At 36.5% G+C, this 21,756-nt stretch carries 24 protein-coding genes; all 24 read right to left on the bottom strand.

The features are described from left to right. Positions 1-17 precede the first annotated feature (17 nt). A complete protein-coding gene (locus SVZ03_08390) occupies positions 18-482 on the bottom strand; it encodes a chemotaxis protein CheW (GenBank protein MDY6934225.1) in 465 nt (154 codons plus the stop codon). Between the two features lie 353 nt (positions 483-835). Beyond that, the gene (locus SVZ03_08395; GenBank protein MDY6934226.1) at positions 836-1,579 is read right to left on the bottom strand and encodes a hypothetical protein; all 744 of its coding nucleotides are present in this window, start codon (positions 1,577-1,579) and stop codon (positions 836-838) included. A gap of 211 nt (positions 1,580-1,790) precedes the next feature. After that, entirely contained in the window at positions 1,791-2,687 is an 897-nt protein-coding gene (locus SVZ03_08400; protein MDY6934227.1) for a hypothetical protein, read from the bottom strand. A gap of 20 nt (positions 2,688-2,707) precedes the next feature. Further along, positions 2,708-2,944, bottom strand: a complete 237-nt coding sequence (gene hfq, locus SVZ03_08405) for an RNA chaperone Hfq (protein ID MDY6934228.1) — start codon at positions 2,942-2,944, stop codon at positions 2,708-2,710. Between the two features lie 15 nt (positions 2,945-2,959). Then, complete coding sequence (gene miaA, locus SVZ03_08410; protein ID MDY6934229.1) at positions 2,960-3,880, bottom strand: tRNA (adenosine(37)-N6)-dimethylallyltransferase MiaA; 921 nt, start codon at positions 3,878-3,880, stop codon at positions 2,960-2,962. Between the two features lie 190 nt (positions 3,881-4,070). Next, the gene (locus tag SVZ03_08415) at positions 4,071-4,271 is read right to left on the bottom strand and encodes a hypothetical protein (protein ID MDY6934230.1); all 201 of its coding nucleotides are present in this window, start codon (positions 4,269-4,271) and stop codon (positions 4,071-4,073) included. Beyond that, positions 4,255-4,881, bottom strand: a complete 627-nt coding sequence (gene gmk, locus SVZ03_08420) for a guanylate kinase (protein ID MDY6934231.1) — start codon at positions 4,879-4,881, stop codon at positions 4,255-4,257. The genes SVZ03_08415 and gmk overlap by 17 nt, the downstream gene beginning before the upstream one ends. After that, positions 4,868-5,119, bottom strand: a complete 252-nt coding sequence (locus tag SVZ03_08425; protein MDY6934232.1) for a DUF370 domain-containing protein — start codon at positions 5,117-5,119, stop codon at positions 4,868-4,870. Before SVZ03_08425 ends, gmk begins: the two co-directional genes overlap by 14 nt. A gap of 115 nt (positions 5,120-5,234) precedes the next feature. Beyond that, complete coding sequence (locus SVZ03_08430) at positions 5,235-6,101, bottom strand: YicC/YloC family endoribonuclease (GenBank protein MDY6934233.1); 867 nt, start codon at positions 6,099-6,101, stop codon at positions 5,235-5,237. 131 nt (positions 6,102-6,232) lie between these two features. Then, the gene (locus SVZ03_08435; GenBank protein ID MDY6934234.1) at positions 6,233-7,081 is read right to left on the bottom strand and encodes a CheR family methyltransferase; all 849 of its coding nucleotides are present in this window, start codon (positions 7,079-7,081) and stop codon (positions 6,233-6,235) included. A gap of 172 nt (positions 7,082-7,253) precedes the next feature. Further along, positions 7,254-8,114, bottom strand: a complete 861-nt coding sequence (locus SVZ03_08440; GenBank protein ID MDY6934235.1) for a hypothetical protein — start codon at positions 8,112-8,114, stop codon at positions 7,254-7,256. An 8-nt stretch (positions 8,115-8,122) separates the two neighbouring features. Continuing rightward, positions 8,123-8,440 (bottom strand): hypothetical protein, encoded by a 318-nt coding sequence (locus tag SVZ03_08445; GenBank protein MDY6934236.1) that lies wholly within the window; start codon positions 8,438-8,440, stop codon positions 8,123-8,125. 16 nt (positions 8,441-8,456) lie between these two features. After that, positions 8,457-10,445, bottom strand: a complete 1,989-nt coding sequence (locus tag SVZ03_08450; GenBank protein ID MDY6934237.1) for a FapA family protein — start codon at positions 10,443-10,445, stop codon at positions 8,457-8,459. A gap of 5 nt (positions 10,446-10,450) precedes the next feature. After that, on the bottom strand, positions 10,451-11,248 hold the full coding sequence (gene whiG, locus SVZ03_08455; GenBank protein MDY6934238.1) for an RNA polymerase sigma factor WhiG: 798 nt from the start codon (positions 11,246-11,248) through the stop codon (positions 10,451-10,453). A 24-nt stretch (positions 11,249-11,272) separates the two neighbouring features. Continuing rightward, entirely contained in the window at positions 11,273-11,791 is a 519-nt protein-coding gene (locus SVZ03_08460) for a hypothetical protein (protein MDY6934239.1), read from the bottom strand. Between the two features lie 105 nt (positions 11,792-11,896). After that, complete coding sequence (locus tag SVZ03_08465; GenBank protein MDY6934240.1) at positions 11,897-12,763, bottom strand: MinD/ParA family protein; 867 nt, start codon at positions 12,761-12,763, stop codon at positions 11,897-11,899. A gap of 20 nt (positions 12,764-12,783) precedes the next feature. Further along, on the bottom strand, positions 12,784-14,136 hold the full coding sequence (gene flhF, locus SVZ03_08470; GenBank protein ID MDY6934241.1) for a flagellar biosynthesis protein FlhF: 1,353 nt from the start codon (positions 14,134-14,136) through the stop codon (positions 12,784-12,786). 35 nt (positions 14,137-14,171) lie between these two features. After that, on the bottom strand, positions 14,172-16,271 hold the full coding sequence (flhA, locus tag SVZ03_08475; protein MDY6934242.1) for a flagellar biosynthesis protein FlhA: 2,100 nt from the start codon (positions 16,269-16,271) through the stop codon (positions 14,172-14,174). A 139-nt stretch (positions 16,272-16,410) separates the two neighbouring features. Next, entirely contained in the window at positions 16,411-17,577 is a 1,167-nt protein-coding gene (flhB, locus tag SVZ03_08480) for a flagellar biosynthesis protein FlhB (GenBank protein ID MDY6934243.1), read from the bottom strand. A gap of 35 nt (positions 17,578-17,612) precedes the next feature. Continuing rightward, entirely contained in the window at positions 17,613-18,392 is a 780-nt protein-coding gene (gene fliR / locus SVZ03_08485; GenBank protein MDY6934244.1) for a flagellar biosynthetic protein FliR, read from the bottom strand. A gap of 4 nt (positions 18,393-18,396) precedes the next feature. After that, positions 18,397-18,669, bottom strand: coding sequence for a flagellar biosynthesis protein FliQ (gene fliQ / locus SVZ03_08490; GenBank protein ID MDY6934245.1), 273 nt, complete (start codon positions 18,667-18,669; stop codon positions 18,397-18,399). Between the two features lie 62 nt (positions 18,670-18,731). Next, positions 18,732-19,409 (bottom strand): flagellar type III secretion system pore protein FliP, encoded by a 678-nt coding sequence (gene fliP / locus SVZ03_08495; protein MDY6934246.1) that lies wholly within the window; start codon positions 19,407-19,409, stop codon positions 18,732-18,734. Positions 19,410-19,491: 82 nt separating this feature from the next. Further along, the gene (locus tag SVZ03_08500; protein ID MDY6934247.1) at positions 19,492-20,133 is read right to left on the bottom strand and encodes a flagellar biosynthetic protein FliO; all 642 of its coding nucleotides are present in this window, start codon (positions 20,131-20,133) and stop codon (positions 19,492-19,494) included. A 551-nt stretch (positions 20,134-20,684) separates the two neighbouring features. Next, positions 20,685-21,746, bottom strand: coding sequence for a flagellar motor switch protein FliN (gene fliN / locus SVZ03_08505; protein MDY6934248.1), 1,062 nt, complete (start codon positions 21,744-21,746; stop codon positions 20,685-20,687). Positions 21,747-21,756: the final 10 nt, after the last annotated feature.

Raw genomic sequence — 21,756 nt, forward strand, 5'->3', positions numbered from 1 at the left:
ATGAGAGTAATATGGATTTACATAGATTCAATCTCCTGAGAAGAAAAAATCTGATCAATGTCGAGTATTACGACAAAGGTATCTTCGACCTTGGCTATTCCCGTAATATACCTTCCTGATATTCCCTTTATTACTGGAGGTGGCGGTTCAATATCACTTTCATCAACCCTAACTACATGACTTACGGAATCTATTGCCAGGCCTAGATCTTTTCCCATAATGTTGACCACAATTGCCCTTTTACTCTCTGTATTTCTATTAGACTCGATGCCAAACCTTTTACTCAAGTCCACTACAGGTATGACCTTGCCTCTAAGATCAATAACACCCCTAATATAATCAGCCGATTTTGGTAAGGTTGTTATCTTTGGAGTCTTTAATATCTCCTGAACCTTTAATATTTCAATGCCATATTCCTCATTCTCAACTTGAAAACATACAATTTGAATTGAGTTATTAGCTCGACCCTTCTTATCCGCCATAATTACACCATCTGGATAAAATTATACTCTCAATTATTTCACGTCTTAAAAAAATACTATACTATATACTAGTGCTAATAATTTTAGCATAACTAACAGGAGATGAAAACTCTTTTTTAACAATACAAATATTTTTATTATTAATAGCTTAATAATATTAAGCCCCCTCACCAGTATTATGGGCGAGGGGGCTTAATATTTGCAAAAAGTGTTAATTGGAAATTATCTATAATATATAGTGATGTTTATTAAGTAATTCATTATAGGAGTATTCTCATCTTTGAAGTATCTGAACAGGAATTAGGTAAAATCCTCTGAAACTAAATTACAATTGTCACAGTGGTGGGTTTTACTCAAAGGGAATAATATCCATAGATATAAGAGGCTATCCCAAAAATAACAAAAAAAACCATCTTCATAAAGAAGGGTAACCTTTTCCTGTAAAATATATCAACAAATCCCATAATTATGCCAATTACCGCAGATAACATACCAACAGCAATAATATTTCGATTATACATATAGAGAGATACACACAGGAAAATGCCAATAGTAAAATCTAATAAATCAATTAACCCCAATCTTCTTTCTACTTTACTTACTTCACTAATTGTATTAACATAACGAGAAGCCTCTTCAGGTCTAAAATATTTTCTTCTTGTCCGTTCTAACTCCTTTTTTCTCTCAATCTCTCTTCTTGTTATATCCCATTCATTATTGTAGAACTCATTAGTGCTACCCGCTATGCCATAATTATTGTTGATTAGCTTAAGCACCTCACCATTGGGAATGGTTGAAAACACCTTTGCCCTCTTGCTGAACTTATCATACAGCTTCACAACCCTTCCAGTTGTAGCATTCCTCTCTACTACAACTTTACCATTAGCGATCACAGCATAATATGGATTTCCACCTTCATCGGAATCCTCAATATATAGCCGAACCCTCTTCTCCTTCATATTATAATCAACTCTGATATAATCACTATCCTCAGTAGTAACATATAGAGTCCTATGATATCCGCTGATTTCCGAAGGCCGTCTCTTCCAGAAGATTTCTCTCGTGTCTATGCTTCTCTTTAATCTATATACTCTCATTCTCCATATTCCCAACCATAAATAAGTCTAAGGGGATATATAATTACATTGGAATAGAGTAACCTACTTGTATAAGTATAATGCTGATTATTTTTTCTTATGACGATTCAGTCTTCTCTTTTTTCTTCTCTTATGCTTAGCTATCTTCTTTCTCTTTCTTTTCCTACCGCAAGGCACATTAAACTCCTAATTATAGATATATATACTGTTATTACCGAAGATTATCAATCTCTCGTTCAGTTCTATTTGTGTTTGAATCTTCATCGAAACCTAAACCAAAGGGCATACCAGTATCAGCTGAAGATATTATCAATTTTACATTCTTTGCCATCTTGTCAATATAAATATACTTTAAAAGATCAGGATTCCTCTCTATCATCTTGGATATTTTATTCAATTCATCATAATACTTGTTTTTAAACAACTTTTCCTTTTGCAATTTATTACTCAACTTCAACAATTCCTTCTCATTATCCTCTTCAATCCTTCTCAATTCATTGTAAAAACGAAGGCCATTATAATACGTTTTAGAATTAGGAAGTTCAAAGCCGCCTAATATTTCAATATTGTGTATTGTAATCCCATTACTTAGGGATTTCTCTTTTAATGTATCTGCAACCCTACTTATGATAAGTTCTTTATCTCTATAAAGGGCCTCTCCTCTATAACTTGGCAAAAAATATGAATATAGCTCCCTCTTGAGATAACCCTTAAAAATCCTATCAATCTCTTTATTAAAGGCCTTACTACCATCTTTTATACTTGCAGTTGTAAAAGGAAATTTAATAGGATCTATAATATAATCAATGTTAATTGGAACTTGTATTGAATATAAATCTCCTTTCATCTCTTCAAAAGGAGGAATTGGAATTTTTAAGTCGAAAAAAACATTATTTTTTTTTCTATAAGTATTTAATTGAATTCTTCTAGGTATTATCCCCTGCCATACAAAATTGTACTTATCCTTTAAGATCCTGATTGAATCATTTTTCTTATCAATCAATATAGAAAATGTACTATCTTCAATCTTTACAATACAGTTTACGATTACATAACCGACAAATAAAATTATTATAATAAGGAAAAATGTATATATGATCTTCTTCATAAATATTATTATATCAAAGTCTATTGATCCTCATCTTCCCTGTATTGAACAGGTTTTAGAGGTACAATAGTTGATACAGCATGCTTATAAATCATATTTTGCTTTTTGTCTACCTCAAGTAAAATCGTAAAATTATCAAAACTTAATACTTTGCCTTTTATTGGAACTCCATTCATAAGAAATACAGTTATCTCAATCTTTTCCTTTCTAACAGCATTCAAAAATGTATCCTGTAAATTTGTAGTTTGTTTTGTCATCTTCTCCTTCCTAATTCAATTATCCAATAATATAGTATCTAACCATTTATCGATTAACTCTCTCATTCGCTCAACCTCAAAACTTGTAAACCAGTGAATCCTCTTATTTTTTCTAAACCAAGTCATCTGCCTTTTAGCATATTTTTTCGTGTTCGCTTTTACATTATCTATCGCCTCTTCAAGTGCTAATTTCCCATCAATATAATAATTTAATTCATTGTAACCTATTGACTTCATAGAATTCAAATCTGATCCAAACCCCATACTTCGAATGTTAATTACTTCATCAACAAAGCCTGTTCTAATCATTTTATCTACCCTATTATCAATCCTCCTGTGCAGAATATCCTTTTCCTGATAAAGCCCTATATATAATGTATCTTTCGTCTCGAATCCCTTTTTTTGATTATAAAAACTACTTATGGGCCTTGCTGTACTCCTATAAACCTCGATACCTCTTAATATCCTCTGTTTGTCATTGAAATGAATTTTACTTGCAAAAATGTTGTCATATTCAAGAAGCTCTCTATATAATGAACCCACACCTCGCTTCCCTAACTCTTCTATCAATTGCTGCCTTATTGATTTATCTATTGCAGGGATCGAGGACAATCCTAAAAAAAAGGAGTTTATGTAAAAGGGTGTTCCGCCAACAAAGAGAGGAATCCTATTTTTTTTATAAACCTCTTCACATGCCCCAAAAGCTAATTTGCAGAATTGGCCTGCAGTAAACCAATAGTCAGGATCAACAACATCAATCAAATAATGAGTTGTATGATTCCTCTGCTCAATTGTAGGTTTACCACTTCCGATATCTAGATACCTATAGACCTGAACTGAATCAGCAGAGATTATCTCAAACACGCTATTAGCTATCTGCAAAGATAAATCAGTTTTACCAACTCCAGTTGGTCCAACTAATACTATAGCTTTGATATCCCCTTCACCTTATTTCAATTTTTCTATACAGGTTAGGCTATTTAGATATCTATTCCTTCTACTCCTATAATTAACCCAAACCTGTTAAATCTTATATAAATGTTAATAGAAAAAGCACTCTTATGAACTCAAAAGCGATAAACCTTCTGATTAATTCAAAGGAGGAATGAAGCGTCTTGAAAAAAGATTATTGCTCCATCTCTCCTAATTCATACTTTACTCTATCAGATAAGATCAGATTTAATATATGTGAAACGACCTTTGTTGTGCCATCTTCTTCAGGATAACCCTGTATATTCCCCTTTTTCCCTACAGCATTCATTGCTGCCCTACAAAGTATATATCTGTTTCCCTGAAAAGCGACCAATTTATCAAGGGGTAATATCACTACGAACCTCCAAGATGTCTCTAATTTGCAGAGCTAAACTCTTATCCTTACAGGACTCAGCCCTAATTATTGCCCTTAAATCCCCAAGGGCATTACTAACAACATCATTCACAATAATATACTCATAATTGTGTATCTCTCTTAGCTCATTTCGTATATTCTTTAACCTTTTATTTATCTCCTCTTCGGAGTCAGTCCCCCTATCCATCAACCTCTCTCTAATTGCCTCAATTGATGGAGGAAGAATAAAAATAGAAATATGTTCTCTCAACTTTTCTTTTAGTTGCCTGGCTCCTTGAACATCAACATCAAATAAAGGGATTTTCCCAAGGGAATTGATCCTGTCAAGGTCTTTTTTTGTTGTCCCATAATAGTTTTCATGTACAATGGCCCATTCAACAAATTCATCATCATCGATCATCTTAGAGAATTCATCAACTGACACAAAATAATAACTATTCCCATCAATCTCACTTGCCCTTTTAGGTCTTGTTGTAGTAGAAACAACAAATGCAAATCGGTCATCTTCAGACACTAGTCCCTTGATAAGAGTAGTCTTACCAGTGCCAGAGGGAGCAGAAATAACTATTGCCTTATTAAGATTTTGCATTACTGGCCAATCTACCAGCTAAGGTCTCTGCCTGCATTGCAGAAAGAATAACATGTTTACTATCCATAATAATAATTGCCCTTGTCTTCCTACCGTGTGTGGCATCAATTAACATATCATTCCCCTTTGCCTCTCCTCTAATCCTCTTTCCTGAGGCAGAGGTGGGAATTATTACAGCAATCACCCTCTCTGCAACAACAGCATTCCCAAAACCAATATTTATCAATGTTGTCTTCATAATATGCAACTCAACTTTTTATAAAAATAGGTATTAACAATGATGACAAAACAGAGATGAATATTTGTTCATTAGATAAAACATATTCAACCTCTATTTTTTATTCGGATGATCCTCATACAATATTTCGGCAATGCTCACGAATCTTATCTATATGATTTTTTATATCTACTACAAGATGTGACACCTCAGAATTATTCGATTTTGCTGAAATGGTGTTTGCTTCCCGAAACATCTCCTGAGCCAAAAAGTCAAGCCTTTTGCCTATCTGCTCATCCTCATTCATAATAGATTTAAATTTCTTTAAATGATCCTCTAAACGAATTAGCTCCTCATTTATATCCACTTTATCAGCAAGAATTGCAACTTCAGTATACAACCTCACATTATCTACATTTGATTTAATAAGCGACTCAATACTATTCTTTAATCTCTGGTATAGCTTTTTGGAAATATTTTTAGAAAGATTTTTAATCTTCTTGGAGTGCTTATAAATTATAGATAGTGATCTCTGTAAATCCTTCCTTATTGCATTACTCTCCTTCATCCTCATATGCAACATTTCTATAATTGTCGTTTCTAATGTATTTTGAATCTCGAATCGTGAATTCTCTGAAATCTCTACCCTATCTCTAAGTATTACATTATCTAGTCTAATCAGGGTATCAATTGTAAAGCTATTATTTATCCCTAGTTCTGTTTCAATCTTAGAGAGTTCTTCATAATACTTTTTTAGCAGCGGTGTATTTATTGAAACAGATCTATCTTTTTTCCAATCAAAGATATTTATAATAAGCTCAATCTTGCCCCTATTGAGCCTTTCCTTTAATAGCTTAGTCAGCTTATTCTCATCATTTCTTAATATGTCAGGTAAACTTGTGTAAACCTCTAAATACCTTGAATTCAGTGACTTGAGTTCAATTGAAAAGGAGAATTGCTCAGTACTCTTTTCACAATATGAATATCCTGTCATACTTTCCATAAAATGTAAACCTAATAATCTATCAGGGTTTAGATGTGCATCAATACTTAAGAATTAATCATTACCATATGGGTAAGGTTACTACATTGTGTGTCGGAAACTCAAGTAACAATTAATAAAAATTGTCAAATTTATTCCCTAACAACATAAACAGGGGATTCAAGGATTTTTTTATAAACAAAATTATTGGATATTGAATGCAGGGTCTCAGAGTGACCAATAAACAGATATCCATCCTTTAATATTGAATTATAAAATCCGGCAACCAATTTTCTCTGGTGCTCTCTGTCAAAATATATCATTACATTTCTACAAAAAATAATATCTAATTTTAAAGGATATTTATCCTTAAATAGATTAATTTGGTAAAAATTCACCAGCTTTTTTACATTATCCTTTACTGTAAAAAACTCTGGGTGGTGGGGATCCTGAATAAAATATTTTTGAAGAATATTCTTAGGGACTTTCTCAATCTTCCTACCAGAGTATACTCCCTTTCTAGCAAAGTCTAATACAGAAGGCGCAATATCGGTTGCAATTATCTCGATCCCCCATCCCTGAAAGAGATGGGGATGCTCCATTACACATATTGCTAATGTATAGGGCTCCTCACCACTCGAACAGCCAGCACTCCATATCCTCAACCTCTTCTCGATTCTCTTCCTCTTTGAAATATCAGGTAGGCAATGTTTTGTCAAGGCCTCGAAATGTCTGTCATTTCTGAAGAAATATGTTTCATTCGTGGAGACAACATCGATTAGATTCTCGATCTCCTCTGTCTTGTCAGATAGGCTGTTTATATAATCATAATAGTCAGAATAGGTATTTAATTTTAATACCTTTAATCTCTTTCTTAATCTATTAGATAAAAGGGTAATCTTGATATCCTTCAGGAATATTCCGCTCTCCTCATAAATAAGTTTTGCAAACATTTGAAATTCTTTATCACTTAGTTTAACTATTTGACTAAAATCTACCATTATTTATTATCCCTTGGAATGATATTTTCTATAGATCAATACAACTCTATTGTGATACTTAATATCCATCCTTTAAAATTACATTCTAAATAAAATAATTATTTTGCAGGGATGACACGAAATATCACTACTACTTTTCAGGTGATAATTCATTTTTGATAATATTATTATATTATATCGAATTATTAAGGTCAAGAATAAGTTTAACCTCTCCTATGGGAATTCCTGAACATTTTGATAGGGTGTCGATGGGACATCCCTTATTATGCAGTTCAGGTATAAGAGAATACTTATCCCTTGAAATCATAAAAAGACCAGATATATAATCCTCACTCAAATCCAGATTATCCAACCCATCAGAATCCAACGCTATAATCCTCGCTGAGTCAATGTAATCATCATCCTTAAGATTTAAATCAGGATTATCATCACATCTGCTATCGATTATATCAGCTCCCCTTCCATTCCCTGTTATCCCTCCCTTATCCAATTCTTCATACCCGTTACCTCCCTTCCCCCTATTTACCTTAAATCCTTTAAACAAATCCTTCAATTGCTTTGATATATTACTCAGGGAATCAGGAACCAAAGACAAGAATTGATTGAATCTATTTAAACAAATCCTTCTAAACTGCACCATACCATGACTTCTTCCCGCCTCATAATTAGAAATAACTGAAAGGGCATCGTCATTATTTTTATCTATATTTTCAGCCTTATCTAATCTCATTGTTGCCTTTGACAAGCTCTCTTTATCAACATTATTACTAATACTATAATCCTTAATACTAAAATCAATAGCAGTCAACTTTTCTGCTTCAAATAAAATCCTTTTCATAACCGCTATACGGTTCTCAAGTATCGAGATATTCCTCTCAGCCGTTGCATCGAATTCCCTGATAATCTCATCCATCTCCCTTCTAAGCTTTATCTCTTTATAAGTTGTAGTCGACTTCTCTAATTTTAGTCGAATAATTAAGTAGAAAAAAAAACCTATTGTAAAGTTGATAATAACTAAAAAAAATATATTCATAATCTCTCCTACTTCCTAACATCAATAACTGTTCCCAATCTCTCATCCTTATAGGTTTCTCCCTTCCCTTCAATCTCTTCATCTTCTTTATTGCTTCTACTCCAGCCCTTGCCCCTTTTTTTATTCTTCTCCTCCCTTTTAATCTCTGTTTTTTCAAGTTTCTTGTTTTCCTCAAGCCTGCTATTCACTAACCTCGATTTTTCACCCGATTCCTTCTCCATCACATTCTGCCCCTGTACAAGCGCAGCAGACCGACCCCCCTCATTCTTGGCAACTTCATGCATCTGGGATATGTTTGTTTGAAGATCTATTGGTTTAACAGACATCTCAAAAACCTCGCCCTTAACGTCTTGTTCTTGAAATCGTCATTATCTTTCTTTCCTCATTCCCTAACTCAGGCACCTCATACTCGGAAAGTCTGATATCATCATTCTCCAGTGTAACCTTAATAAAGGTATAGGGATCTTTAACAGAAAATCTCTCATCCTTAATATGAATATCAACACCGGGAAACATGTTTCTTTCAACGCATACCTTCCCCTTTTGTCCGAGCATCTGTATATAAGCCTTCAACTCATCCAATTCAAGTACTATCTCATTCAGTTTTCCAGTCAATTTCTGTTTCTGTTCTATCAATTTATTATGTAACTCTTCTTTATCCGGCGGCAAATAACCGCCTGAATTTTTTTTCTGAGTATCAATAGTATTAATATCCAACTTCACTTTATTTAATTCCTCATTGATATTCCTATTCATACTTTTAAGTTCAGATATTTGCTGTAACACCTTGGGATTTGTCCCAACCCTAATCTCAGTTTTAGTAAAAGAATCAGATCCTAAATATCTAGCATTAACCTCCCCTCCGGCCCTAATAACACCACCCACGATTCTAGCCCTTCTACCATTACAGAGTATCCTGTCTCCAGCATCAACATGAGAATGAAGTATCCCTTCAGACACAATCACATCCTTTTCTGCTATTACATTGGATGTCTGTATAAACTTGGCATACACAGAACCGCCCGTAGACTCAATCTTAGACTCATCACGTCCAACAATTCCCTGTCTAACGATTATATCCCCTTCAGATTCAAGAAAGGCCTTCTGAACCGATCCCTTCACCTCGATATTTCCAGCAGCCCTTACAATAAAATTATCCTGAACGTTACCGGAAATAACAATTGAACCTAGAAATATGATATTTCCAGTTTCTAAAGACACATCCCCCTTAACTATATAAACAGGCTCAATACTAATCTTATTATTTTGAAAAACAACCTGTCCGTTAATTTCAGCAGTCAACTCCAAACCATCTTCAGAAAGGATTGTGCCCTTTCCATACTTCATTACTATGTCCTTTCCTGATTTAGCAGGAAGAATCCTATTTTTTACGGTTCTTCCAGGAGTACCCTCATCAGCCGACACCTTAACCGCAAGCAACTGACCAACAACAACATTTTCTAAGAGATCAAGATTTCTGAAGTCGACCTGACCCTTCTCATCCTCCTCAAATAATGAATCAGATTTATCTATTCTAACCTTATAATCTATTCTTGCATCCCTCCCATGCGTTGGGTTCCTTCCTTCAGCAGCGCATAGTGACTCCCTATAATTCATCGCATCTAAATATGTCTTTATTCTATCCTCTTCTATCCCTGACACAACACCAACAGCATCTAATGCATCAAGTACCTCATCCAATTCTAAATGCTTTCCAGAAAAATGTGGGGGAGAAAATATTGCATAGGCCTTCATTTCGTCTTCCGCAACCTCTATCGACACTGATCCATCATATTCAGGATTTGGTATCCAGTCTCCAATACGAATTGACTTCAAGGAGGGACTCTTTACTAACTTCTCAAGTTTCTTCACATCATAGTTTGCAATCCTGAGTGATGATATTTCATGCATCGCATCAGAAATCTCTATTTTCTTTCCCCTTCCCCGCGGAGGAGTGACCGTCAACCATACCCCTGATTTCGTTACTCTCACCCTGCATTCCCCATCTACATTTCCATCAATCCTCTTTAGTTCTATTTCATCCGCTGCGGATCCATGCCCAAGCCTCTTCTCTATCTCCAATATATCATCATGACTATCATCTAGCTTAATCGGTTTCACCAATACTCGATAGGGTTTCCGACCAAAACCCCAAAAACCCTTCACTCCCTTTTCAATTATCTCATAATCCAACATTGAAATATCCACTTGCAATTCCTTTGACGTTAGCTCAAGCGCCTGTTTTACTGAATCAGCATACACCTCTACCCCATCCTCATCAAGTATCTCCTCATCCTCGATACTTCTTAATATATTCTTAAGATCACTCACCCGACTCAACCAACAATATTGGATTTAATTCGGCCTAACCTACCCCTAAGCCGCATAATTGCCTTTGTGTGTAATTGTGAAACCCTACTTTCTGTTACCTCTAATACCTCCCCAATCTCCTTAAGTGTAAGATCTTCATAATAATATAAGACAATTACCTTTTTCTCCTTATCTGGCAGTTTTTTTATTGCATCTACTATATAATCACAAATCTCCTCTTTCTCAATTAAAATATCCGGCTTCATATCCTCAGGCGCTTCCAATGTTTCCAGGAGTGATAACTCATCACTCTCATCTCCCATATAACATATATCATTCAACGACAACACTGAGGTCCCACTCAACTTATTTAAGAGAGCTTGAAATTCTTCATTTGTTACACCTAACTCCTGTGCAATCTCTTCATCCTCCACGGTCCTGCCAAGCTTGTTCTCCAAATCAGATATTACCTGCTCAATCTGTTTAGCCTTCTGCCTAATAGATCGAGGTACCCAGTCAATTGACCTGAGCTCATCAAATATGGCTCCTCGAATTCTAGTCATTGCATATGTCTTAAACTTTATCCCTCTATTGGGATCATACTTATTGATTGCATCTATAAGCCCAAAAATTCCATATGAAACTAGATCATCGAATTCAATATTCTGAGGCATGCCCATGGATACCTTTCCAGCTACATACTTAACAAGTGGGGCATACTTGATTACAAAGTAATCACGTATGCCCTGATCCCTTTCCTTAGCATACTTCTCCCATAGATCATCCTCTTCTGAATTCTCAAATTTATAATTATTATTATTCATAAAATACCATACCCCTAATCCCTTTTATTCATCATCCCTTTTCATCATAGTCCTTATGGCTTGGGCCATAATTTTAGGTTCATATCTTATATTCTTATCATTCATATCTGCTTGAGCACTCTCCCCCTTCCCTCCTAAATCCAAAAAGGTTTCAGTAGGGGTTACAGTAGGCTCCTTTAATGAAAGGGCTTCATCATCAGCAATGAGTGTCTCCGCGTCCTGAGAACTTGCGTCAACCTCTTGAAGAAACTCATCTGTCATCCCTTTATCCTCACTACCACTTGGGAAATCAATATTTTCGTTCTCTTTAGAGGACTTCATTATGTTTAGGGCTTCATAAATCTCGGGAACATATTTCTTCACTATTATTAGGTTAACATACCCAATAATGCAAAAGGTAATTGTAAATATTATAGATCTAAAGAATACCGTTCCTATTGCATTCCCAGCAAATAACCCAATAAGGAATGATAAGACTAAGCCAATAACTCCAAATAACACTCCAAATATATACTCAATGTTCAATTCCTTTAAGCTTATCATTTCACAATCTTCTTAAATAAGGATGCAGGATTGAAAGGTTTTCTTATTAATTCTCTCCATAAACATAATTTATCAGAAATAGACAACAAATCAAGATAATTTCACTTAGGGAATATCTTCATTTCCTAAAATCAACATTCTTCTAAAAAAAGATACCATTCCTGATCCCTTTCGATTATCCACATCCTTGTTCGATATCCGGTCTGCAATCATTGATATACAAATTGAAGCCTTGGTCTTTGGATAACTGACAATGAATGGTTTCTGGTTTCTGACTGATCTGCCGACATATATATCATCAAACACGAATCCTAAATTCTCAACTTTAATGTTTAGGAATTGTCCAGCTATATTTATCACCCTCTGGGCAACCCTCTTACCCTCTGATACAGACTGAACTCGATTAACAACTAGTTTTACTGATTTATCCGGCGATTGAGAGGCAATGGATTTGATAATCCCATAAGCATCTGTAATTGCTGTTGGCTCTGGAGTAGTAATCACAATCACCTCATCAGAAGCGATTACAAAACTCAGGACATTTTGGGATATACCTGCACCGGTATCAATAATCATATAATCATCAGAACCAAGATCTGACACCGCTGCAATGAAGTCGCTTCTCTGCTTTGCATCAAGATTAGCCAACTGATGAAATCCTGAAGCGCCAGCAATAATCTTAATGCCCTCTGGAACCTCTATCACAATATCCTTTAATCTCTTCTTCCCCTTGATAACATGATAGAGATTATATTTTGGAATTATCCCCAGTATAACATTGATGTTGGCCAAACCCAGATCTGCATCAAGCAGTGTCACTGAGGAACCATCTTTGGCAAGAGAAATCGCAAGACTTACTGCCAAGCTTGTTTTACCGACCCCCCCCTTTCCACTGGTAATCGCTATTGTCTTCGTTTTTCTTTCAAGATCGTTCTTTATTACTAATTTTCTTAAGTTGGATGCCTGATCCAATATCATCCTCCTATTAAGTGTCAGCCTATGCCTTTAACAATCATATCAACTATTCTATCAGATTCTGCAACTTCAATATCATTAGGCACCTCCTGCCCATTAGTAAAATAGGATATAGGTTTTTTATACTTATTCGCAATATCTATTACACTACCGATATATGAAGTCTCATCAACTTTTGTTATGATTATACTATTAAAATTAATCTTATCAAATGCTCTGAAAACATTGTCAAGATCATTCTTCTTAGTATTAGCGCTTACGCATAATATCTTTTCAAAGTCACACTCAATAACATCCGCATAGCTTTTTATCTCTGATATCTTTAGTTCATTTTTATGACTTCTCCCTGAGGTATCCACCATTATCACCTCAGCAGGCTCTTTCTCTATTACATCCTTAAAAGCATGATGGTCATTGATCACATGAATTGGTATCTTCATAATTCCTGCATACTTCTTCAGTTGTTCCGTTGCCGCAATTCTATAGGTATCTATAGTAATAAAGGCTACATTATAACATTCACGTAAAGCATAAATTGCACCCAATTTGGCCATTGTAGTGGTTTTTCCGACCCCAGTGGGTCCAATAAACATGATTATCTTCTTTTTTAAACTCTTTTTAAAGGGTCCTGAAGTTACAATCTTGTTTTTCAGAAGCTCTTTTAGTGTCTTTTCAATCTTATACCTATCTCGCAGGTCATCCTTACTAACTGAATTTTTAACCTCATTAATCAGCAAGTTGCAATCCTCATTGGTAAATTCATTTTCTCTCAGCATATAAAGATAGGGGTCTAGGGTTCTATCCTCTTCAGAAACAGACTGATGTAATCTCTCCCCTGTCTGATTCGCCTTTAATAAAGTGGTTAATGAATCATTAATCCCCTGAAACTCCTTCTCAAATCTCTTCAAAACCCTAAATTCATCCATGTTAACCTGTATCGTACCTTCGGTTTCCTTTTTAGGAGTTAAAGCAGCTGATAATGAATCATTATTTATTACACTACCCTTTCCAGTATTCATATAATCAGGGGGTTTGTTTTTGATCTCAAGAGTTTTTTTCAATTCATCAAGTTTATTTACATTGGTAACCAGGGAACTAATGTTAGCGCTTGCGTTACTCTTCTTCATCTCAGTATCACCCACAGTAAAATCTACTTTATTATTTTTCATCTGCTTATCCTTCATTAAATTCTTTTTTTCTGGAATAGCCGCTGTCAGTTCAACCATATCCTTTGCAAAAAGAGATGTATTGAATAATCCACCCTCCTTTATATACTTATGACTGACTGGGATTGCATCATCGCCATACTCCATCTTTAACTTCATCATTGTTTCATTATAAGTCTTGGCCTTTATTTTTACATACTTCACTTCTCTACTCCTCAAAATCTAATGTCTTTCATTCATCAAGCTACTGTCTTAAGTATTGCTGACACAACGATATTTACTTCCACCTCAGGCGATATCTCACTATATGATAGGACAACCGGATCAGGGATCTCTCTTTCCAATAATGAAAATAAAACGCTCCTCTCTCTTGGAGAGACTAAAAAGATAGGGAGATATCCCATATTTCTTGATCTTCTATAGGCATCAACCAAGGAATCGATTACCCTTCGGTATGTTTCCGGATCCATACTGGATATTTGCCCCTCAATCGGATCTTCATATAATGAAGAGAGGATCATATTTTCAATCTCAGGATCAACGGTGATAACGGATAAAACATTATCTTTATCAAGATACTCTTTGCATATCTGTCGAGATAGTGCGGCCCTTACATACTCTGTCAATACTCCAATATCCTTAGTGTAATCTGAATAGCTGGCTAAAGTCTCAAGGATGGTTACCATATTTCTTATGGAAACCCTTTCTCTCAGAAGGTTCTGTAAAACTTTCTGTATTTCGCCCAGGCTCATCTTCTTGTCTGTAATAAGTTCATCAATAACAGCAGGATAATCCTTCTTGATGTTGTCGATCAGCTGTTGCACCTCCTGTCGTCCCAATATCTCATCTGCATGTCTCTTTATAATCTCGGTAAGGTGAGTGGCTATCACTGTAGGACAATCAACTACAGTATAACCGTTTCTATCAGCAATATCACGTCCCACAGGATCAATCCAAATTGCCTTTAATCCAAATACAGGCTCAACAAACTCTACCCCATCAATTTTATCTTCCACATCCCCGGGATCCATTGCCATCAGCTTCCCTACTTGCAGCAGACCGCTTCCAACCTCAACTCCCTTAATCAATATGGAGTATGACTTTGGTTCCAGTTCCATATTATCCCGTATACGTACTGGTGGCACAATGAGACCCATATCCAAAGCGCTTCTTCGCCTAATATTTGTTATTCTATCAAGAAGGGTCCCTCCCTGTTCAGGATCTACAAGGGGAATAAGACTATATCCTATCTCCACCTCTAGGGGATCAACCTGAATAAGTGGTATAACGGACTCCGGCTTCCGCTCTTTTGAAGATTCCTTCTCCTTCATCGCCTCCCTCTCCTCCCCTTCCCTCTGGGTCTGCTGCAGGAAATAGGCAAGTGTAGCAAGACCCGCTGCAATCAATATCATTGATACCTTAGGAAATCCAGGGATAAAAATCGACCCCCCAATCGCCACTGCTGTAATGAAGAGCGCTCTTGGTTGTGATCCAAGTTGAGTGGCAAGATCCTGTCCAAGATTCTCTTCTGAAATAGCCCTTGTGACTATGATACCTGTTGCTGTTGTTATGAGGAGTGAAGGAATCTGACTAACCAATCCATCCCCTATTGTAAGGATTGTATAGGTTTTCAGAGCAACATCAAAGGTCTCCCCCCTCATAGCCATGCCGATTATAAATCCCCCAATTATATTTATCAGGGTTATTACAATCCCAACCTTTACGTCACCCTGCACGAACTTTGATGCTCCATCCATGGCCCCATAAAAATCAGCCTCCTTACGTATCTCATTTCTCCTTATAATTGCCTCCTCCTCTGTAATTATGCCATTAGAAAAATCAGAATCTATACTCATCTGCTTCCCTGGCATAGCATCCAATGTAAACCGCGCAGCGACCTCTGCTGTTCGTGTAGCCCCCTTAGTTATTACTATAAACTGAACAGCAACAAGGATAATGAATATGATAAAACCTACAACATAATTGCCACCAACAACGAAGTCCCCAAAGGTTCTTATTATTTTGCCATCAAAGGAAGATCCCATAAGCAAAATCAATCTTGTGGAAGAAACATTCAGCGCCAATCTAAAGACAGTGGAAACTAAGAGTAGCGATGGGAATATTGAAAAGTCAAAGGACCTCTGAATGAACATCACCACCATCAGGGTCAACATTCCCACCATAATGCTTATAGCCATCAGAAAATCGAGAAAAAAGGTAGGCAAGGGGATTACAAGCATCACTACAACTGTAATTATTCCAAGACCCACAAGGATGTCATTCTTCTGCATCCAAGCAATATCATTAGTTAAAAAGGAGAGCCCCCCCTTAGAATCCATATAATATATTCCTCACAATCATTGGAAATAATCTAAAGCAAATAGCTCAATGCGAATTTGCGAACATATCCTTAAACCTATAATCTCAATTCAATCTAGGCTATTAAAATTTAACCTTTCCCTATTCCAGCTATAACGCTCAGACCGCTTCTTGAAATCTCTTCTTTTTATAGAGTTCAGCATATACCAAGGATACTGTATAAAAAAGTTCCTCAGGGATAATTGATCCAATATCCAAACGAGTATAGAGTTCTTGAGCTAGAGGTCTGTTCTCGACAATTAAAATATCATTCTCCCGGGCTATTTGCCTAATCCTTAATGCCATGCTATCAATGCCCTTTGCTATCACCTTTGGCGCCTCCATGGTGACATTGTCATACTGAAGGGCCACTGCAAAATGAGTCGGATTTGTGACAACAACATCCGCTTGTGGAACATCCCTGATCATATTCCTCATCGTTATCTGCCTTTGCATCTCCCTCAATCTTGATCTAATATAGGGATCACCTACTGTCTCCTTCAACTCCTCTTTCAATTCCTGTTTTGTCATCTTTAGGGACTCGATAAATTCACTCTTTTGGAATATGTAGTCAGGGATCGAGAGTATCAATAAAAGAATAGATGTATACAAAATCACCTTTAATGCGATCATTGCCACAGATTTAAATGCAAGCCCAATAGATATATCGGGAGTCTTCATTATCACATCATAATCACTCTTTATAATTATTATAGCTACAATACCGATCGATATTACCTTAAATAACGACTTAAACAGATTCATACCGATCTGCTTTGAGAAAATCACCTTTTTAAAGATTGTTGCCGGATCAAATTTGATCCTCTTCCAGTCCAGCTTCAGTGGATGAGTTGAGAACATAAATCCAACCTGTGCAATATTGCCCAATAAGGCTGCGATGAAAGAAACAGTAAAAATTGGTAATAGGATTTTACTGCACTCCCAGGATAAACGATATAATTCATTCAGGATACTCCTCTCTGTTAATACAAATCCTGAAAAGGAATCCATATAGAAGCTCATCATTCTCACAATAATATGATAAATCCACGAACCCAAAAAGAATATAACCAGAAATCCGAATATGACAACTATAGATTGAGGAAGTTCCGGTGTCCGGGCAACCTGACCCTTTTCCCTTGCATCCCTAAGTTTTTTCTCAGTTGGCTCTTCAGTTCTGCCTTCATCCTCAGCAGCAAATAGCTGCAGATTAAACCTAAAGCCACACAGATATTGTTCTGTCTTGATTACCCCATCAAGAGGATGTAATTCCTCATACTTCATCATTTTTTTCCCAGATAACAGACGTCCTAATATTGTTTTTAGGCAGGCCAATATAATAAAACCTTTGTAATAAATTTAAAGGTCCTCTCTAAAGATACCTGCATTATCCGTATTATCAATGGCGATATAAGCAGTAAAATTCCAAAGGCCGTAGCAATCTTCAATGGAAAACCAAGCATCATTATATTCATCTGTGGAGCAGCTTTAGCCAATATACCCATGCTGACAGAAACCAGAAAGATTGTTGCGACAACCGGCAGGGCAATCTTTAATGCAATGACAAACATTCCACTCAAGGAATGCACAAGAAACTTCAAAAGCGTCATCGATGATTCTCTTTCAAGACTGATGATCGGCACTAACTCGTAGGATCTAAAAATCGCCTTTATCAAGAAGTGATGGCCATAAATAAACATAAAAACAAGCAATCCCATCAAATTCTTCAACTGCCCAACAATTGGAATAGACACCTGTCCGAGTGGGTCCAACACCTCATTAATGCCAAACCCGATCTGAACAGAAAAGTACTGCCCCGCCAACTGAAAGGCCGAAAATATTACCCCAATCAAAAAGCCTAAGAAGAGCCCAATTGTAATCTCTCTCAAGATAAGCAATGCAAATTCACCCATATTACCTGGTAGGGCGTAACCCTTGGTTGCTACTACTGGAAAGATAACAAGTGTAATAAAAAAAGATAGAATTGCCTTTATCCTGAATGGTATTACACCACTGGAAAAGAAGGGAGCAACCACAATCATTGAGTTCATCCTTAACATTATGAGCAAAAAAATATGAAATTGATATACAAAATATTCCACTAGATCATCCTGGACCAATATTTCCTATTATTAAAAATATATTCTTTGTATAGTTTACCAATGTATGAATTATCCATGCAGCAAACAACAGTACCATCATAAAAATTGCTACAACCTTTGGCACAAAGGTTAATGTCTGTTCCTGGATAGAGGTGGTAGTCTGAAATATAGAGATGATCAGTCCTACTATCATACCGGCCCCGAGTATCGGAGCTGAGACAACCATGATAGTCATAAGCGCCTCCCTCAATATTCGGATAACCTCTACGTCAGTCATCACTCTCCTCCTGAATTATATGCCACTGCTTTCATAGTTGTATTACAATTATTACCATATCTCTATCTGAAGGACCTCACAAGTTCATAAACAAGAAGATTCCAGCCATCTACAAGGACGAATAGCACAATCTTGAAGGGAAGGGATATCATAACTGGTGGAAGCATGATCATCCCCATGGCCATAAGTGCGCTAGCCACAATCATATCTATTACCATAAACGGAATAAAGAGATATATACCCATCTCAAAGGCCCGTTTCAATTCGCTAATCATAAAGGATGGAATAAGGCAATATGTTGGGATATCTTCCTCACTCTTTGGTTTATCCAACTTCGCAAGATCAATAAAAAGGGCAATATCCTTCTTTCTTGTCTGCCTAAACATAAATGTTCTTAAGGGTTGAATAGCCTTATTAAAAAACTCTTCATTATTGATCTTCTTGCTAAGGTATGGTTGAAGGGCTTGCTCATTTATCTCGCTAAGGGTAGGCGCCATTATAAATATTGTGATGAATATTGCCAATCCCACAATAACCTGATTTGGCGGCATCTGCTGCAAAGTTAGAGCCCTCTTAACAAAATCCAAGACTATTACCACTCTTGTAAAAGATGTCATCATTATTATTATTGATGGCGCAAGTGTGAGGATAGTTAACAAAAATAGCAACTGAAGACTAAGTGCAATATCCTTTGGAGTCTCCGCCTCCTTAACATCAAAGGTAATCCTTGGAATGGGCATTCTTACCCCACCAACATCCTGCGCAAAGAGGGATGAACAGGAGATAATCAATAATAAAGTACAAATCGCAATAATCGAATATCTACTTTTCATGTTCAATAGAACCTAAATTCTTCAATCTGTCCCTTTGTCTTTTAAGATAACCTGATCTACTATTCTCTCTATCATGTGCGCTAACCCTATAATCATCATTCCCCAAGGTTGGGCTCCCACTTCCACCAAAGATTCTCACAATATGCTTTGATATGTATTCCTGAAATCCCCCTACCCTTGCTGGGGATGAAGATGAGCAAAGCAACCTTATCCTATCAATCTCATCCCTATCCCTTATCTCGGTAATAAGACTAATACTAGCATCCGAGACACCAATAACCAGAATTTTACCGGCAAGATCAATTACCTGTATAAATTTGTTCTGACCTATTGGCACAATCGACAGGACCTGAACAACGTCCCTGCCAATCGTCTGTATTCCAGCCTTTTTCGTAACAAACCTAAAAAAATAGTAAAACACTCCTATTAGTGCGCCAAGAACAAAAATTGTCTTAAAGATCAACCATACATATGACTCTTCAGGTGCTGAAGGGCTTTGGTATTCATAGAGGGAGGCATCATCCCTCTCCCCTCGATTAGACTCATCACTCTTATCCTCCCCCTCTGATCCCTTACCTTTAATGAATCCCTCCCCTTTCTCGCCCTGCTTTTCTATCCTTGAATTAACCAACCCCTCCTTATGAATTCCCTTGTCATCCCCCCCCCATGAGGGGGATAAAATGGGACATAATATTATAAAAATGAAAAAAATAATAACTAGGGTACAATTCGTAATCTTAAATGGATTTAGGTGTTTATGATTACGAAAACTGGACATGAAGTTAAAGAAACAATGGGGCGACAAAGGCCATTGATCTTTATCTTTGTATATTATCTTCATACATGTGAACCTATTTAATAAATAATTATACATAGATGTATTCAATTCATCCAAAAAAATCCTCCACCTATTGCCTTTAGGAATCCATTTCATTAATATAAATATGATGCAAATTAATAATAGTGTTATGTCCCTTTAGTTTTTGTAGTTATTCCTTTCATAATCTTTACCAAACACATTCTACACATTTTCATGGGTTAAAAAAATATTGAGAGACAGATAGCATCTATCTTGAAAAATGCTATTATCACGCGAGAAGCGAGTGAGGAATATCATAATATTTTATCCAAAATAATAATGTGTTGCATTTAGTATATTCTGCAACTAAAGGATACTTATATCTATTGAATCTTGCTAAGTCTTTCAGCAGGACTAACGATATCTGTCACTCGAACGCCAAAATTTTCATCTATTACTACAACTTCACCCTTCGCAATCAACTTCCCATTAACAAGAAGATCAACCGGTTCGCCGGCCAGCTTATCCAATTCTATTATTGATCCCTCCCCCAAACCTAATATATCCTTCACCAACTGCCTAGTCCTACCCAACTCAACAGTCATATTCATTGGGACATCAAGGAGCAATGATATATTCCCACCTGAAGCATAAGGAACCCCATCCCCTAAGGGAGGGAATTTGACCTGACTCACTCCAACCTGTCCACCGGATTGCATACCATGCTGATCGGTTTGTTGGGGGGGAAGTGAAGTCTGAATTTCTGACATTGAAGATCTGGCCAAATCAGCCGCAAGAGGCAATTCCATTAAGTGATAAAATTTTGAGTTTACAAGCCCCTCTATGCTAAAATTATAGGTAATCTTGGCAATCTCATTCCCAGGAGGCAATTGCAATTGGGAAGCATCATTAACAATAGAAAGAACCGGAGCGGATACACCTACAGATCTCCCAAATCTATTACTAAATTCAGTGGCATTTGAAGACAGCATTTGACTTACAAATTCTTGAATAGTACTCTGATGCGCTTCTGTCAACTCTTCACTAGGCGCACCCGTTTCATCTCCCATCATAAGCGAAGAGATTATGCCTGCATCATCATTATTAAATAAGATAAGATTCTTTCCACTGAAACCATCTGTATAATCAACAGAAAGCTGGACGTATTGCTTTGTGAAATCACTCCTCACATCATTCTGAGATTTCACCTCAATAAGTGCGCTGGAGATGTTAATGCTCTTCCCCAAATAACCGGAAAGAGAAGGAACAACAACCTCCATGCTCGCATTCAACAAATCAGCAAGAGAATCCCTCTCAATCGGTGATAGGGCTCCACCCCTTTGTGCAACATCCACTGGAGGGGCTGCATCTGGCGTGGAAATTACATCATCGGTCCCCTGCAATAGGGCATCAATCTCATCCTGAGACAAAGAACCATCGCCCATAATTCCCTCC

Source organism: Spirochaetota bacterium (genome assembly GCA_034190085.1).
Lineage (GTDB): Bacteria > Spirochaetota > UBA4802 > UBA4802 > JAFGDQ01 > JAXHTS01.